Annotated in this window: 25 protein-coding genes; 22 read left to right on the top strand and 3 right to left on the bottom strand. The window is 50.5% G+C overall.

Features of this window, described 5'->3' with window-relative positions:
• Positions 1-61: 61 nt before the first annotated feature.
• Positions 62-451 (bottom strand): helix-turn-helix domain-containing protein, encoded by a 390-nt coding sequence (locus tag H8711_RS06035; RefSeq protein WP_249282570.1) that lies wholly within the window; start codon positions 449-451, stop codon positions 62-64.
• A 210-nt stretch (positions 452-661) separates the two neighbouring features.
• On the opposite strand from H8711_RS06035, the gene H8711_RS06030 reads away from it, so the two are divergent.
• Positions 662-856 carry a helix-turn-helix domain-containing protein gene (locus tag H8711_RS06030; protein ID WP_249282569.1) on the top strand — a complete coding sequence of 65 codons (195 nt, stop codon included), beginning with the start codon at positions 662-664 and terminating at the stop codon, positions 854-856.
• A gap of 132 nt (positions 857-988) precedes the next feature.
• On the opposite strand, the gene H8711_RS06025 is transcribed toward H8711_RS06030, so the two are convergent.
• Positions 989-1,483 carry a hypothetical protein gene (locus H8711_RS06025; RefSeq protein ID WP_249282568.1) on the bottom strand — a complete coding sequence of 165 codons (495 nt, stop codon included), beginning with the start codon at positions 1,481-1,483 and terminating at the stop codon, positions 989-991.
• Between the two features lie 94 nt (positions 1,484-1,577).
• On the opposite strand from H8711_RS06025, the gene H8711_RS06020 reads away from it, so the two are divergent.
• Entirely contained in the window at positions 1,578-1,811 is a 234-nt protein-coding gene (locus tag H8711_RS06020; protein ID WP_249282567.1) for a hypothetical protein, read from the top strand.
• Here H8711_RS06020 and H8711_RS14340 read toward each other — a convergent pair.
• On the bottom strand, positions 1,705-1,977 hold the full coding sequence (locus tag H8711_RS14340) for a DUF6173 family protein (RefSeq protein ID WP_430413572.1): 273 nt from the start codon (positions 1,975-1,977) through the stop codon (positions 1,705-1,707). The genes H8711_RS06020 and H8711_RS14340 overlap by 107 nt on opposite strands.
• Before the next feature lie 239 nt (positions 1,978-2,216).
• On the opposite strand from H8711_RS14340, the gene H8711_RS06015 reads away from it, so the two are divergent.
• The 20 genes from H8711_RS06015 to H8711_RS05925 all read left to right on the top strand — a co-directional run bounded on the left by H8711_RS06015 (position 2,217) and on the right by H8711_RS05925 (position 12,299).
• Positions 2,217-2,414, top strand: coding sequence for a hypothetical protein (locus H8711_RS06015; RefSeq protein ID WP_249282566.1), 198 nt, complete (start codon positions 2,217-2,219; stop codon positions 2,412-2,414).
• 54 nt (positions 2,415-2,468) lie between these two features.
• On the top strand, positions 2,469-2,645 hold the full coding sequence (locus H8711_RS06010) for a hypothetical protein (RefSeq protein ID WP_249282565.1): 177 nt from the start codon (positions 2,469-2,471) through the stop codon (positions 2,643-2,645).
• Entirely contained in the window at positions 2,626-3,000 is a 375-nt protein-coding gene (locus tag H8711_RS06005) for a hypothetical protein (RefSeq protein ID WP_249282564.1), read from the top strand. Before H8711_RS06010 ends, H8711_RS06005 begins: the two co-directional genes overlap by 20 nt.
• The gene (locus tag H8711_RS06000; protein WP_249282563.1) at positions 2,997-3,161 is read left to right on the top strand and encodes a hypothetical protein; all 165 of its coding nucleotides are present in this window, start codon (positions 2,997-2,999) and stop codon (positions 3,159-3,161) included. The genes H8711_RS06005 and H8711_RS06000 overlap by 4 nt, the downstream gene beginning before the upstream one ends.
• A 114-nt stretch (positions 3,162-3,275) precedes the next feature.
• On the top strand, positions 3,276-3,566 hold the full coding sequence (locus H8711_RS05995) for a hypothetical protein (RefSeq protein WP_249282562.1): 291 nt from the start codon (positions 3,276-3,278) through the stop codon (positions 3,564-3,566).
• Between the two features lie 21 nt (positions 3,567-3,587).
• The gene (locus tag H8711_RS05990; protein ID WP_249282561.1) at positions 3,588-3,731 is read left to right on the top strand and encodes a hypothetical protein; all 144 of its coding nucleotides are present in this window, start codon (positions 3,588-3,590) and stop codon (positions 3,729-3,731) included.
• A 19-nt stretch (positions 3,732-3,750) separates the two neighbouring features.
• Positions 3,751-3,885, top strand: a complete 135-nt coding sequence (locus H8711_RS13995) for a hypothetical protein (protein ID WP_283245865.1) — start codon at positions 3,751-3,753, stop codon at positions 3,883-3,885.
• The gene (locus H8711_RS05985; protein ID WP_249282560.1) at positions 3,876-4,097 is read left to right on the top strand and encodes a hypothetical protein; all 222 of its coding nucleotides are present in this window, start codon (positions 3,876-3,878) and stop codon (positions 4,095-4,097) included. The genes H8711_RS13995 and H8711_RS05985 overlap by 10 nt, the downstream gene beginning before the upstream one ends.
• Positions 4,097-4,696, top strand: coding sequence for a phage replication initiation protein, NGO0469 family (locus tag H8711_RS05980; RefSeq protein WP_249282559.1), 600 nt, complete (start codon positions 4,097-4,099; stop codon positions 4,694-4,696). The genes H8711_RS05985 and H8711_RS05980 overlap by 1 nt, the downstream gene beginning before the upstream one ends.
• A 483-nt stretch (positions 4,697-5,179) precedes the next feature.
• On the top strand, positions 5,180-5,491 hold the full coding sequence (locus H8711_RS05975; RefSeq protein ID WP_249282558.1) for a hypothetical protein: 312 nt from the start codon (positions 5,180-5,182) through the stop codon (positions 5,489-5,491).
• Positions 5,492-5,646: 155 nt separating this feature from the next.
• Positions 5,647-7,431: a bifunctional DNA primase/helicase gene (locus tag H8711_RS05970; RefSeq protein ID WP_249282557.1), complete on the top strand. Its 1,785-nt coding sequence runs from the start codon at positions 5,647-5,649 to the stop codon at positions 7,429-7,431.
• A gap of 11 nt (positions 7,432-7,442) precedes the next feature.
• Positions 7,443-7,715, top strand: coding sequence for a hypothetical protein (locus H8711_RS05965; protein ID WP_249282556.1), 273 nt, complete (start codon positions 7,443-7,445; stop codon positions 7,713-7,715).
• A complete protein-coding gene (locus tag H8711_RS05960) occupies positions 7,670-8,101 on the top strand; it encodes a RusA family crossover junction endodeoxyribonuclease (RefSeq protein ID WP_249282555.1) in 432 nt (143 codons plus the stop codon). Before H8711_RS05965 ends, H8711_RS05960 begins: the two co-directional genes overlap by 46 nt.
• 224 nt (positions 8,102-8,325) lie before the next feature.
• Positions 8,326-8,547, top strand: a complete 222-nt coding sequence (locus H8711_RS05955) for a hypothetical protein (RefSeq protein ID WP_249282554.1) — start codon at positions 8,326-8,328, stop codon at positions 8,545-8,547.
• A 110-nt stretch (positions 8,548-8,657) separates the two neighbouring features.
• Positions 8,658-9,464 carry a hypothetical protein gene (locus H8711_RS05950; RefSeq protein ID WP_249282553.1) on the top strand — a complete coding sequence of 269 codons (807 nt, stop codon included), beginning with the start codon at positions 8,658-8,660 and terminating at the stop codon, positions 9,462-9,464.
• 12 nt (positions 9,465-9,476) lie between these two features.
• On the top strand, positions 9,477-9,767 hold the full coding sequence (locus tag H8711_RS05945; RefSeq protein WP_249282552.1) for a hypothetical protein: 291 nt from the start codon (positions 9,477-9,479) through the stop codon (positions 9,765-9,767).
• Positions 9,760-10,245 (top strand): nucleoside triphosphate pyrophosphohydrolase family protein, encoded by a 486-nt coding sequence (locus H8711_RS05940; RefSeq protein ID WP_249282551.1) that lies wholly within the window; start codon positions 9,760-9,762, stop codon positions 10,243-10,245. Before H8711_RS05945 ends, H8711_RS05940 begins: the two co-directional genes overlap by 8 nt.
• A 73-nt stretch (positions 10,246-10,318) precedes the next feature.
• The gene (locus H8711_RS05935) at positions 10,319-10,543 is read left to right on the top strand and encodes a Lar family restriction alleviation protein (RefSeq protein WP_249282550.1); all 225 of its coding nucleotides are present in this window, start codon (positions 10,319-10,321) and stop codon (positions 10,541-10,543) included.
• Between the two features lie 535 nt (positions 10,544-11,078).
• Positions 11,079-11,858, top strand: coding sequence for a BRO family protein (locus H8711_RS05930; RefSeq protein WP_249282549.1), 780 nt, complete (start codon positions 11,079-11,081; stop codon positions 11,856-11,858).
• A 12-nt stretch (positions 11,859-11,870) separates the two neighbouring features.
• Positions 11,871-12,299, top strand: a complete 429-nt coding sequence (locus H8711_RS05925; protein ID WP_249282548.1) for a hypothetical protein — start codon at positions 11,871-11,873, stop codon at positions 12,297-12,299.
• Positions 12,300-12,517: the final 218 nt, after the last annotated feature.

The following is a 12,517-nucleotide window of genomic DNA, read 5'->3' as shown; positions in this document are numbered from 1 at the left end:
TAACACCTCCTATTATCAATAATAGGAGGGATTTCGACAGAATACTACAGGAAAAATATTCCTATTTATCGTTTCTTAAAGCTTCTACCATTTTCTTCAGAATACTATACTCTTCTTCTGATAACTCGATTACTTTTTGGCCATCGCCCTCGAACCCCATAATTACCGCTGTACAATTTTTAATTTTATCGCTGTGCAGCATTGCTCTAATCTCTGCATCTCTGTCCTCCGCCGTTTCTTCGGTGGAGGATTTTTTTTGTTCAATGCCTAGTAGATAATCAACTGTTACGCCAAAATAATTTGCGATTTTAGACATCGCGTCCGCACTTGGAGTAGCTTTAGTATTTTTCCATTTGGCCGCAAGCGATCGGCTTAACCCCATATCCAAACACGCTTTACTGGGCGACACCCCCTTTTTAACACATAAGCTATAAAACAGATCATAAAACACAAAAATCACCCTTAATTTTTGTGCAACCCACAAAATATTACGAAATTAATCATTTCCTCTTGAAATGATTACGAAAGTAATATATAATACAAACAAATGATGAATTTCGTAATATAACGTTTTGGGATTGTTGCACTTAGTAAGCATATTTACAATAACATAACAGATTACGAAGTTCAACAAATTTTTACGATAGAAAGGAGATTTTGTATGCCTGCACAATGGACGGCGGAGATTGTTGGTGAAATGCATCTGAAAGGCATTACCGCCAAGCAACTGGCAGAACATATGGGACTAAATCCAAAGTATGTTAGTGTTGTGCTCAATGGACATCGAGAACCAAAAGGGGCAGAAAACAGATTTCGCAAAGCCTTAGACGAAATAAGTCTCCACGCAAAAAAATAGGAATAGAAAAGCCGCCCCGGCTCTGGAACAGCAAGGGCGGCAAAGAGATTCACTCACGGTCGAGAAAGAGGGGGATACGATTGCCGGAAACTATTAGGCTTGTACTGATAATCTTTTCGGTTGCAATGTCGATCATAGCAATTTTAAGTGATCTGAGAAACCGCTAACCTCGACTTTTGATTGGAGTTTTCCTCGATTTGTCGCAATGTGCAATTTAATGGCGGAATGGGGAGCGACTGCAAAATCATGATTTTTAGGTATTGCGAGAAACAGTCCAGATTTTGCATCGAGTCCCTGCAAAGAAATCGGAAACGGTTCTGAAAAAGCGGTATATGGTTCCCCATTGCCTCTTGTTCCAGAAACGATTTCTTGAGGCAATTGCTCAAAAGATAGGAGCTTCCCGTTTTGTTCCATTGATATGCGGGTGATTGAAATTGGGAGTCGAGACTTGTTGATGATCTCCAAATAAGCGACGTATATTGTTTGGGGATTGCCCCACTCAAACATATGACAAAGTTGAATTTCAATCTTTTTTCTGTGGGAAATCAATTGGAATATGAAGGTATAGGTAGAAAGGCAAAACGCAATTATGGTAAGCCAATTTAGAACAATGTCCACCTCAGTCACCAGCCTTTCTCTCTGATTATACCACAGCAACATATGAATGGCCAACATGGCAAAACAAAAGCTCACAACCAAGCAAGCTAGGAAGGAGGAAACGATGGAAGTTGAAAAAATGATGGACACACTTCAAAAGCAGCTGCAACTGCTATCAAAGCGTGCCCAAAAGACACAATCTGTAAGGGAACTTGCAAAAATAAGTGATTCAATGGCAAATATCGCAATGGCTATCGCTCATTTGGCTGGACAAATCCGATTCTTCTCGCAGGGGTCTTCGGGTCTGGCCTCTCGACAGACATCAAAAGAAAATTCAACTCGCTCACATGCTGGATAAGTTGGGCTGGTTTCCCATCGATAAAACCGTAGAAAACAATAATAGATGGATTGCAATACCCGACATCTGTAACGTTCAGCAAAATGCTTTGCCCAAAATGACATAGCCTGAATGCGACTTCGTGGTCGCTGTCAAGTCCTTGCTCAAATTCTCGGATTTGTTTCATTATGATTTCGTATTGGTAATCGGCCAGATAATATTCGTGCGCAGGCCTAATGTCTTTAAGGTCCAAAAACCACTTCATTTCACTACAATTATACTTTGCCGGCGATGAAGGAAGTAGAAAAAATGGTCGAACGGGTGAAAAAATTGTTGACAAACATCGAAGCGTAACCGCTCTGATGAAACATCGAATCATGTCGTAAGATGAAGAAAAGCCGCCCTTGGGTCGGAGGAGGTGATATAGTGCCACGAGAAAAAGAAGCCTACCGCGACACCCTTGAACTAATTGCAACTGCATTTCCCGGCAAAACAATGCTCACAGCAACGGAGGTGGCGCAGTTTTGGGGGAAAGACGTGCGCACGGTGCGGAAGGTGCTGAAAGACGATCTTGTGAAGCACGTAGGAATCTCAATTGTTAAGCTCGCCCGGCGTATGAGCTAATAATGGTTTACGTTAGATGATCTACCCGCCGAACGGGAAAGCAGATAACTCGATATGGGAGGATGCGAGCGCATCATGAACGACCGGCAGCGGATCGAGAAGTGGATCAAGGGGGTGGAACGCCTGCTTGCAGAGTGGAGCAGGCCGGATATCCAGAGGTGGCGCAAGGCGCTGCAAGAGGAAGACAGGCGCGAAGATAGGGGGAAGAGAGATGTCGTTCACAGCGGATGAGTTGGCCGTCATGCGGCAGGCGGACGAAGAGATTGAGTGGGAATTTGAGGCTAACCCATATCGCGCTGCGCAAGAACATAATGACCTGGCAAAGGAGTTGGATCGATACGCCACCGTCGCTGCTATGGATGTGCAACAGAGGCGTATCGCGGAACGCAAACGTAAGTACCGCGCGGAGCACAAGGAAGAGATCGCGGATTACCAGCACAAATACTACAAAGAACATAGAGAAGCAATCATGGAGCGCCAGCGCAAGTACAACGCAGAGCACAAGGCTGAAATAGCAGAGTACATGCGGGAGTACATGCGCAAGTACCGCGAGAAAATCAGAAGGGAGCGTGCAGCAGCAACATGACAAGGGCGGCATTGAGCGTTATTGGAATCTGGGTCGGCCTGCCTATGACGGGCAGCCTGCTGGACGGCGGGCAGACCTGGGCGGGTATCATCGCAGGTATCGCAAGCCTAATCCTGATCGCCAGCGGAGTGATGACGGAGGAGGGCAGCGGAGATGCTTGACTTGGGGATCGTGCGTTTTGAAGGCGTGGCAGGGGCGTTGGAGCTTATGGGCCTGATATGTGCCCTGATGCTGGGGCTGGCAATTGGAGGCAGTAGGAAAGGAAGGTGATACAGATGCGTGAAAGACTGATCGCGCAACTGCGGGAAACCGGGGAGTACATAGTAGAAAACTGCGGCGAAGACCGCTATGGGCTGCTGGAAGCCGCCTATGCACTGGAACGGGATGCGGAGCAGATCGCAGCGTACAAAGAAATGCAGGCGGACAGCGGCTACCAGATCAAGCTGCTGGAGCGGGAGGTTGCCCGGCTCAGCGCAGAGCTTGAATGGCAAAAAAGAGCGCCCGCCGGAGCTGCGAACTCCAGACGGGCGCAAGGAAAGGATAGAAATAGATTGTCCATATTATAACAGAAACCGGAGGAAAAAGCAATGACGCTCAGTGAAATAAATCGTTACTGTGAGGCGGAACGGTCGTGGCTGGAGGAACCGGAACACAGCCCCTACGAGGACGACGGCCCGGACCCGGATGAGGAATACGAGAGATGGAGGGACGAGCGGCTTGGTGCAAATTGAGACAATGGATTATGTGGCTATGGCAATCAGGATGATAGAGCAGCAAGAGGAGATCGACGACCTGAAAAAGCAGTTAGAGGCGGCGCTGGAGCACAACGCGCTGCTGGAAAAGGCGCTGCGGGATAGCCGGGAGGAGATGCGGCGATGGGGATAAAGAACGGCGTGTCGTATTACACCAAGGCGGAGGTCACCATGACCGTCAGCTTCCCGGAGGACCGCGTCTGCTGCCGGTATTGCCCGCTGTGCGTCAAGGACCCGGATAATTACGGGAGGTTTGTCTGCTTTGATACTAGAGAGATACTTGTTTATCCAGAAATAACGATAGGAAGCCAATGTAAGGCGAAAATCAGAACGGAGGAAAAATAATGGCAATTACAGCAAGCGCAAAAGCACAGAGACCAGAACCAGTGGCAGAAGGGCCTCATATTGCAATCTGCATCTCCATCATCGACCTCGGAATTCAGGAAATATCATTCCAGGGTGAGAGCAAGCAGCAGCGGAGGGTGATGCTAACTTGGGAGATACCAGACGATCCAATAGAGAAAGATGGCGAGGCGAAGCCGAAAGTAATCAGCAAGGAATATACCTTGTCATTGAATGAAAAAGCGAAACTGCGGGAACATCTGGAAGCGTGGCGCGGGAAGAAATTTACCGAGGCTGAACTGGAAGGTTTTGATTTGGTCAACATCCTCGGAAAGCCTTGTCAGATGCAGGTGGTAATGAACGATAGAGGCTATAGCAATGTCGGTGTGATTATGGCGGTGCCGAAAGGACTGCCCGTGCAGTCCGCCTACCATCCGTTGACCTATTTTGATCTGACTGATCCCAAGTGTTTAACGCTCATGGAAGGGTTGCCGGAGTGGATACAGAACAAGATTAAGCAGTCAGAGACGTACATAGAACTGCGCGATGGTAAAAACGGCGGCTTTGTGGAGGTGGAAGGGGACGATACGCTTCCATTTTAAGCGAATTTAAATGAGAAGGAAACAGGTGGCGAAATGGAACAGGGCTGGGTAAAATTGAGCCGCGATATTCGGAACCACTGGATATGGAAGGACACGCCGTATTCCAAGGGGCAGGCGTGGATGGACCTGATATTATCCGTGAACCACAAGAGCAAAAAGGTGATGATTGAGGGAAAATCCGTGACGATAAAGCGCGGCTGCACCCTCACAAGTATACGGAGCCTTGGCATGAATTGGGGTTGGTCAAATGGTAAAGTGGATCGGTTCCTGAAGTGTTTAGAGGATGACGGGATGATAGAACGGACACGGAACGGGAGCGGAACGCTTCTAACCGTGATAAACTACAGCAAATTCCAGGGTTGCGGGACGGAGAACGGAACAGCAACGGAACGCGAGCGGAACACCGACGGAACGCAAACGGAACAGCAACGGAACGGGAACGGAACGCGAGCGGAAACAAACAAGAATGAAAAGAATGAAAGAATGAAAGAAGAAAAGAAAGTAAGTAAGAAAGAAAGCGTTCCGTCGTTTTCGGCGATGATTTGCGGCTACACGGAGAATGCGGCGCTGAGGACCGCGTTGGAGGATTATCTCACGATGCGGATCAAAAAGAGAGCGGCCCCGACCAACCGCGCCTTGGAGCTGGTGCTCCAAAAGCTGGATAGACTATCCGGTGGGGACGACGCGGTGAAGATCGCGATCCTGGAAAAGTCGACGATGAACAACTGGACTGGGGTGTTTGAGCTCAAGCAGGAAGAATTTCCGGCGGCGACAACAGAGAAATTCGCCAATTAGGGAGCATTTTGTAGGATGCAGGTTGATGGAAACAATTGAATGGCCCTGAGTGCAAATCTGCGCCCCATAAAACTCACTTTTGATGGATTATCAGGGAAACTATAGGTACGGAACCTGAAAATCAACACAGGGCCATTTTGAAGGGGTTAGGCGAAATGAATGAATTTGACTTTGCACGGGCTTTCCTGCCGGACTTCACGGTCAAAGGGGACGAAATCATCCCGAAATATTGCCCGGTTTGTCACGGCGGGGAGCATAGCGACAAATACAGCTTTGCGCTGAACTACAAAAACCACACTTACAACTGCAAACGAGGGAGTTGCAACACGAAGGGCCATTTTTCCCAACTGTGCAAGGAGTTTGGCGTTGAAATGGACCGTGAGGACAGATATACCGTGCCGCCGGTAAAGAAAAGCTACAAGCGCCCCGACAAGGAGCTTTATCCGGTGACAGACGATGGGAAAAAATACCTTTCGCTGCGCGGGATCAGCGAGGAGACGGCGAATGCGTTCGGCGTGTCGAGTGCAGACGGCAATCTGGCGTTCCCGTATTACCGGACGGCCGAAGAGTTTGAACTGCGCGAAGCAACTTTTGTCAAATACCGCAAAGCGGGCAAGGTGGAGAAAGGCGAGCGGAAGATGTGGAGGGAGGCGGGTACAGAACCGATTTTGTTTGGGATGCACCTGTGCGACGAGCATGACCCGGTGCTATACCTGTTTGAGGGCGAGTTTGACGCGATGTGCGGTAGACAGGCAACGGGGAAAAACTGCGTGTCAGTGCCGAGCGGCTGCGAAGACTTCACCTGGCTCGAAACCTGCTGCGACTGGCTCGCAAGGTATGAGACGATAGCTGTGTTTGCGGACAACGACGACGCGGGGCGGAAGATGCTTGCGGAGCTGGGGCGAAAGCTCGACTGCAAAATGCTGAAACCGGATTTTACCCTGTATGGTTCCTGCAAGGACGCAAACGAGATTCTGCACCGGATGGGAGAAGAAGCGATCCGGACAATCATCGAGCAGATGAAGCCGGTGGAGGTGCAAGGGCTGCTCAATCTGGCTGATGTGGAGAATGTCGATATTGCAAGCATACCGAGGACGTTTACGGGTATGGACGCACTGGATAAGGCCACGGGTGGGCTTTTTGACGGGGACTTGTCTGTATGGACGGGCAAGCGCGGCGAGGGAAAGTCTACCTTCCTGACGCAAACACTGCTCCATGCTGTAGAGGACGGAAGGAAGGTGTGTATCTATTCAGGCGAGATTCCAGCGGACAGGCTGAAATACGGGATCAACCTTCAGGCGGCGGGCAGCGGCGTGGTGCAGACCAGGCTGGATCGGAGGAGCGGGCGCAGAATCAGCTATGTGCCGCGCGCCGACCTGGAGAAGATAGAGAACTGGTATAACGGCAAGATTTGGGTGTACGACAACCGATGTGCAGAGACAGATGAAAGTGAAGCGATCCTGAAATTGTTTGAACTGGCATACAAGCGATACGACTGTCGCGTGTTTTTGGTGGATAACCTGATGACAGTGAACAGCACCAGGAGCGACCGGGATTTCTACCAGCTTCAGGCGGACTTCACGATTAAGCTGAGAAAGTTGGCGGAGCGGTTGGGAATACATATCCATCTGGTGGTACACCCAAGAAAGACAGACGGCGAGATTAAGGACAGCGACAGCGTCGGAGGGCTCGGAACCATCACAAATATTGCATGTAACGTATTCAACGTGCATCGCTGCACGGAAGCGGAGCAGAAAGCGAATGAGTGTGATGCAACAGTGCGTTGCCTGAAAAACCGGGCATATGGGGAACTGGTCAACATCCGGCTGATGTACAACCCGGATTCCAAGCGGTTTCATGAACCGGGCAAGCTGGAGAAGCGGTTCGGCTGGGAGAATCAGGCGGTGTATACGACGAAATGGGGGGAAGCGCCATTTTAAGCGAAAAAGAATTGAAAAATTGGGCCTGGGATTGGGCCAACCGAATGCATGAGGCGGTCAAACAGAAGCCGGACACGCCGGAAACTTCCAAACTGTTGGACGATTGGCAGATTGAAACCAAACAGATGGTGGACGAGGAGGCCGGTCCAGACCAAGCGGACTATGGGGCGATGTTGAGCCTCATGACAACAGGATATTACGACTATCTGTTCCGCAGAGGGGAGAGTGAATATCTCAAATGGGTGCAAGAACAGATGGAACAGCATCGCAAAGTGCTGCAATGATCGAGTTTACGATCCCGCTGCGCCCGGTGACGAAAAAGAACCACCAGCAGATACGGGTGAACGGGAAAACGGGAAAGAGATACATAGCGCAATCGGAGGCATACCGGGAATATGAGCAGCAGTGCGAGCTGCTGATCCCAGCTGAGTACAAGCAGCGCATCGACCGGCCGGTGAACGTGAAAGCGGTGTATTACATGCCGCAGGCGCGGCGGGTAGATTTGACCAACCTCAACAGCGCGCTGCACGACGTGCTGGTAAAGGCCGAGGTGCTCAAAGACGACAGCTCTTTGTCACCGCGGATCGTGGTGGGGACCGACGGGAGCCGCGTGGAGGTGGACCGCGACAATCCCCGGACAGAGGTGGAGATCACGGAGGCGGGCGAATGAACTGCATCGTGTGTGGAGCTGAGCTGCACGGCAATCAGAGGATGTATTGCAGCAAGGCGTGTCAGAGCAGGGCAATGTACGCAAAGCGGAGGACACCAGGGCGGGAATACTGCAAATATTGCGACGCAAAGCTGGAATCAAAGAGCGCAAAGCGCATGTTTTGCGGGGACCCATGCAAGCAAAATTATTATTATTGGGAAAGGCGTATGAAGGGCTGCATAAAAGTGCTGAGAGAAGTCATAGAGCCGCGTGAGATCACGCCGACAACGGTATACCTGGTGCACAAGTACGCAGCGGAGGGGATGCCGGCAGGAGTGATCGCGCACACACTGGAGCGCTGCATGGAGGATGTGGGCAAGGCGTTGGAGCAGCCGATCGCGGCGGCGCAGTCGGCGCTGATCCAGGAGTATTTTGTCAGGTACAAGCCGAGGAAAGCGACGGAATAGCCCTGAGCGCGAATCTGTGCATGTATAAACATGTTTTTATGGGATGGCCATGAAATTATAAGAACGGCACCTGAAAATCAATACAGGGCTGTTTTGAAGGGATGAATCGAGTGGAAAAGGCAATTGTATGTTTCAGCGGGGGGCACAGCAGTGCCCTCGCAGCAATCGAAGCGGTGCGCAGGTACGGCAAGGATAGGGTGATCCTGCTCAACCACGATATATCGCCCAAGGTGGAGCACGAGGACATCAAGCGGTTTAAGCGCGAAGTTGCGGACTACTGCGGCGTGCCGATCACCTACGCCAACATGCCGGGATGGGAGACAACCACGCCGCTGGATGTGTGTGTGCAGCACAAGACGATTTTTGCAGGGAGACCGGGGCGCGCAATCTGCACCGCACGCCTCAAGACCGAGCCGTTTAATCGATGGCTGGAAAGCAATATGCCGAAGTCAGCGGATATCCATATCCTGTACGGGTTTGACGCGGGAGAGACGGAGCGCATGTTGCGCCGTGGGACGATCATCCGCGCGATGGGATATACACCGGAATTTCCGCTGGCGGAATGGACGCGGACGATTGAGCGCACGGAGGACGTCGGCATAGAGCGGCCGGTGACATACCGGATATACAGACACGCCAACTGCATCGGCTGTCTGAAGGCGGGGAAACAGCACTGGTATTGCGTCTATTGCCTGCGGCCGGATATTTGGTGGGATGCCAAGATTGCGGAGGATAAACTGGGATACAGCATCATCAAGGGGATGTACCTCAAGGAGTTAGAGCCGCTGTTTTGGTCGATGAAGCACGAAATGCACATCTGCCCGAGTGAGAAGATACCGCCGCAGACATTTTGGGCGCAGGTAGACGCGGTACTGCCGGAGCAGGAAAGCATGATGCCGTGCGACTGCGCGTTTTGAGGAGGCGGTGAAATGAAAAGCCATATCAGGCGGCAATACACCAACCGGCAAAAGCAGATGGCGGAGGAACTATGCGATCAGGTGATCCGGGAGGGGATTGTGAAAGCGCAATGGCTGATGTGCATCGCAATGAATGAGGCCTTGGGGATTGGTGCGAAGCGGATGCAGAGGCTATTTGAACGTTATGAAGTGTTGGCAGAAGAATACAAAGAAGCGCAGGCGGACGATGTGGCGGACGAACTGCTGCGGCGCCGGGTGGTGCAGATGGGCTTGAAGCCGGAAGGGGGCGAAAGAAATGGGTGAAACGTACAAAGCCGCGCTGGAACTGTGGGGCGCAGAAGCGCAAACGCTGATGGCGATGGAAGAGATGGCGGAACTGCAAAAGGAGCTGTGTAAGCACGCGCGGGGCAAAGAAAACCGCAAAGAGATTGCGGAAGAAATCGCGGATGTGCGGATTATGCTGGATCAGATGGCGATACTGCATGACTGCGAGGAGTTAGCGGGAAAATTCAAGGAACAGAAGATAGAACGGCTAGGGAAATTGATCCGCCGGAAGAAAGGTGCAGAGGAAGGGCGGAGCAACGCCGACCGCATTCGGGCTATGGACAACGGTGAACTGGCAATGTTGCTATGCAGTGCTGATTTCTGCGAATGTTGCAAGTATGAGCAGGGGGGCATATGTTGCTATATCGAGGAATACCCAGATAGTGGACCATATGACGGCTGCGTTCAGACGGCGGAAGAATGGCTTAGAAATCCAGCCGACATGCGCGAGGAGTAGACAAAGAGGGTATGAAGATATTGGGTTAGAACCGGTAGAAAAAAGATCGAAATAGACAACAAGGGGAAACGCAATGAAAAAGAGCAAAAAGGTTAAGAAGCGGGAAAAGAAAAACCGGCCAAAACTGAAACCATGCCCATTTTGTGGCGGCGAAGCGGTAATTGAGGATGCTGTATATAATTATGCGGTCATGTGCACAAGGTGCCGTTGTGAGACAAGATGGGAGACAAATGAGGGTATTGCGATAGACTTGTGGAACAGGAGGTCAACAATGGATGAATTAAAACCGTGTCCGTGAAAGCGGTATGGTGTGGAACTGGGGATATAATACGCTTTGCTGGAGCTGTGGGGGAGTAGAATCGCAAACGCTGATGGTAATGGAGGAGAGTGTGGATTGAAATTTGTTTTTGTAGCAATGTTTTCGGCCGCGAAAAATGAATTTTGGAGGGCAAAGTCATGAAAGGGTGTAAACAATGCCCGGCACGCGCGAAGTGTACAACAGTAACATATCGCGGCTCTGCATGTGATGCACTGCGCTGGACATATGGGCTTGACGAAGACCCTGAGATTGTAACCGATGCTGACGTGGTGGATGTAGTACGATGCAGCGATTGCAAATACAGTATGCCGATTGGCAGCAATGAAATTAGATGCGAGTATCACGACTTCACCGTATGGCCGGAAAATGGGTTTTGCAGTTATGGGGAACGAAAGGTTAGAAAAAACAATTGCTGAAGAGTACATAATCAATTGCCAAGGAAACTTCGGCAGTTGCCTCAAGCCTTCCTCAGATAGTTTGAATAAATAAAGCCACAGAAGGGGGTAAAATCTGCGTGAGTAAATTGAAATTGGTGCAATCGGCAAAATTCGGAGAGATCGAGGCGGATATTTACAGCGATAACAAGGACATGTTTATGACCATCAACCAGTTGGCGGAGTGTTTAGGGTACGCGAATGGTCGTAAGGGCATCGATACTCTGATTGACAGGAACAATTATCTTAAAAGCGAGGAGTTTTCAGTAACCCTCAAGATGAGGGCTACTGATGGCAAGCAGTATAATACCCGCCTTTTCACCGAAGATGGAATCTACGAAGTTACCATGTTGTCGAGCCAGCCCAAGGCCAAGGAGTTCCGGGCGTGGATACGCAGCATCCTCAAGGCGCTGCGCTCGGGCGAGGCCAAGGTTGTAAGCATGAGCGAATACCAGCGGATGATGGCGCAGACAAGGGAAGAAAATGCCAGAATCCGCAAGGCCCAAATTCTCACACGCCTTGCCGACGAATACAAGGGCACCACCTATCAACAGGTGCTCAACTCACACGCGACCAAGGTATTGACGGGCGAGCATCTGATTCCCTTGCCAGAGCTGGCGGAGAAGACCTATAGTGCTGGGGAGATCGGCGAGCGATTGGAAATCAGTGCGAATATGGTGGGCAAGCTCGCCAACCGGCACAACCTAAAAACCAATGAGTTCGGCAAATGGTTCCATGACAAATCCAGGCACAGCAGCAAGGAGGTTCCGGCTTTCCGTTATTATGCTAAAGTGATTCCCGTACTGCAAGAAATCCTCCAAATGGATGGAGGACATATTGGCGACACCGACAAAACGTAGGAGGCGAGTGAGATGCGCGAATACATACGCAAGAGCAGCGGGCTGGATCGCTCGCTGACGAGGCGGCTCAAAGCAGTGATTGGTGATTATGATAGGCTGAAAAAGCGGAGGCTAGATATCATCTATGGCGGCAGCGCGCGGCAGGATGGGACGCCGCGCGGAAACAGTGTAGGAAAGCCGACGGAGGAAAAAGGGACAAGGCTTGCCGAAATAGACAGAGAGCTCGAAGCGATTGACCAGACATGTGTAGAGATCAGAGCGATTTACAGCGCCAAGGTGCAACCTGAGTTCGATCCGATTAAGGCATATTGGCAGTATGACTACTTCAATTACATGCATATCCGTTCTCCAGAGAGTCCAGAGGGGCCGTCGAGGAGGACGTGGAACAGATACAAGGATAAAATTCATATGATGCTGGCAAAAAAGTTGAATCTTTTTTGAAAAGTGGCACAATGGGGCAAAAAATATTGGTAAAATAGAATTAATGGAAAGTATAAAAAATCCGCTCATGGGGTACCACGGGCGGATTTTCTATGCCTAAAAGGAGGGATGCAACATAACTAAGCCATGGATGATACGCAAGCCAAATTGCCGAAAATGCATATGGAACAACCACCGGGAGTGTGGCAGGGATTTTTGCATCCTTCCGAGGTGCATCT

This window comes from Ligaoa zhengdingensis, assembly GCF_014384885.1.
Classification (GTDB): domain Bacteria; phylum Bacillota; class Clostridia; order Oscillospirales; family Ruminococcaceae; genus Ligaoa; species Ligaoa zhengdingensis.
Note: the sequence above shows the minus strand (reverse complement) of the source record. Positions and strands in the feature narration are given on the sequence as shown.

Coding starts and splice junctions, on each gene's coding strand:
- H8711_RS06030 (WP_249282569.1), top strand. CDS start 662: ATGCCTGCACAATGGACGGCGGAGATTGTTGGTGAAATGCATCTGAAA.
- H8711_RS06020 (WP_249282567.1), top strand. CDS start 1,578: ATGGAAGTTGAAAAAATGATGGACACACTTCAAAAGCAGCTGCAACTG.
- H8711_RS14340 (WP_430413572.1), bottom strand. CDS start 1,977: ATGAAACAAATCCGAGAATTTGAGCAAGGACTTGACAGCGACCACGAA.
- H8711_RS06010 (WP_249282565.1), top strand. CDS start 2,469: ATGGGAGGATGCGAGCGCATCATGAACGACCGGCAGCGGATCGAGAAG.
- H8711_RS06005 (WP_249282564.1), top strand. CDS start 2,626: ATGTCGTTCACAGCGGATGAGTTGGCCGTCATGCGGCAGGCGGACGAA.
- H8711_RS06000 (WP_249282563.1), top strand. CDS start 2,997: ATGACAAGGGCGGCATTGAGCGTTATTGGAATCTGGGTCGGCCTGCCT.
- H8711_RS05995 (WP_249282562.1), top strand. CDS start 3,276: ATGCGTGAAAGACTGATCGCGCAACTGCGGGAAACCGGGGAGTACATA.
- H8711_RS05990 (WP_249282561.1), top strand. CDS start 3,588: ATGACGCTCAGTGAAATAAATCGTTACTGTGAGGCGGAACGGTCGTGG.
- H8711_RS13995 (WP_283245865.1), top strand. CDS start 3,751: ATGGCAATCAGGATGATAGAGCAGCAAGAGGAGATCGACGACCTGAAA.
- H8711_RS05985 (WP_249282560.1), top strand. CDS start 3,876: ATGGGGATAAAGAACGGCGTGTCGTATTACACCAAGGCGGAGGTCACC.
- H8711_RS05980 (WP_249282559.1), top strand. CDS start 4,097: ATGGCAATTACAGCAAGCGCAAAAGCACAGAGACCAGAACCAGTGGCA.
- H8711_RS05975 (WP_249282558.1), top strand. CDS start 5,180: ATGAAAGAAGAAAAGAAAGTAAGTAAGAAAGAAAGCGTTCCGTCGTTT.
- H8711_RS05970 (WP_249282557.1), top strand. CDS start 5,647: ATGAATGAATTTGACTTTGCACGGGCTTTCCTGCCGGACTTCACGGTC.
- H8711_RS05960 (WP_249282555.1), top strand. CDS start 7,670: ATGGGTGCAAGAACAGATGGAACAGCATCGCAAAGTGCTGCAATGATC.
- H8711_RS05945 (WP_249282552.1), top strand. CDS start 9,477: ATGAAAAGCCATATCAGGCGGCAATACACCAACCGGCAAAAGCAGATG.
- H8711_RS05940 (WP_249282551.1), top strand. CDS start 9,760: ATGGGTGAAACGTACAAAGCCGCGCTGGAACTGTGGGGCGCAGAAGCG.
- H8711_RS05935 (WP_249282550.1), top strand. CDS start 10,319: ATGAAAAAGAGCAAAAAGGTTAAGAAGCGGGAAAAGAAAAACCGGCCA.
- H8711_RS05925 (WP_249282548.1), top strand. CDS start 11,871: ATGCGCGAATACATACGCAAGAGCAGCGGGCTGGATCGCTCGCTGACG.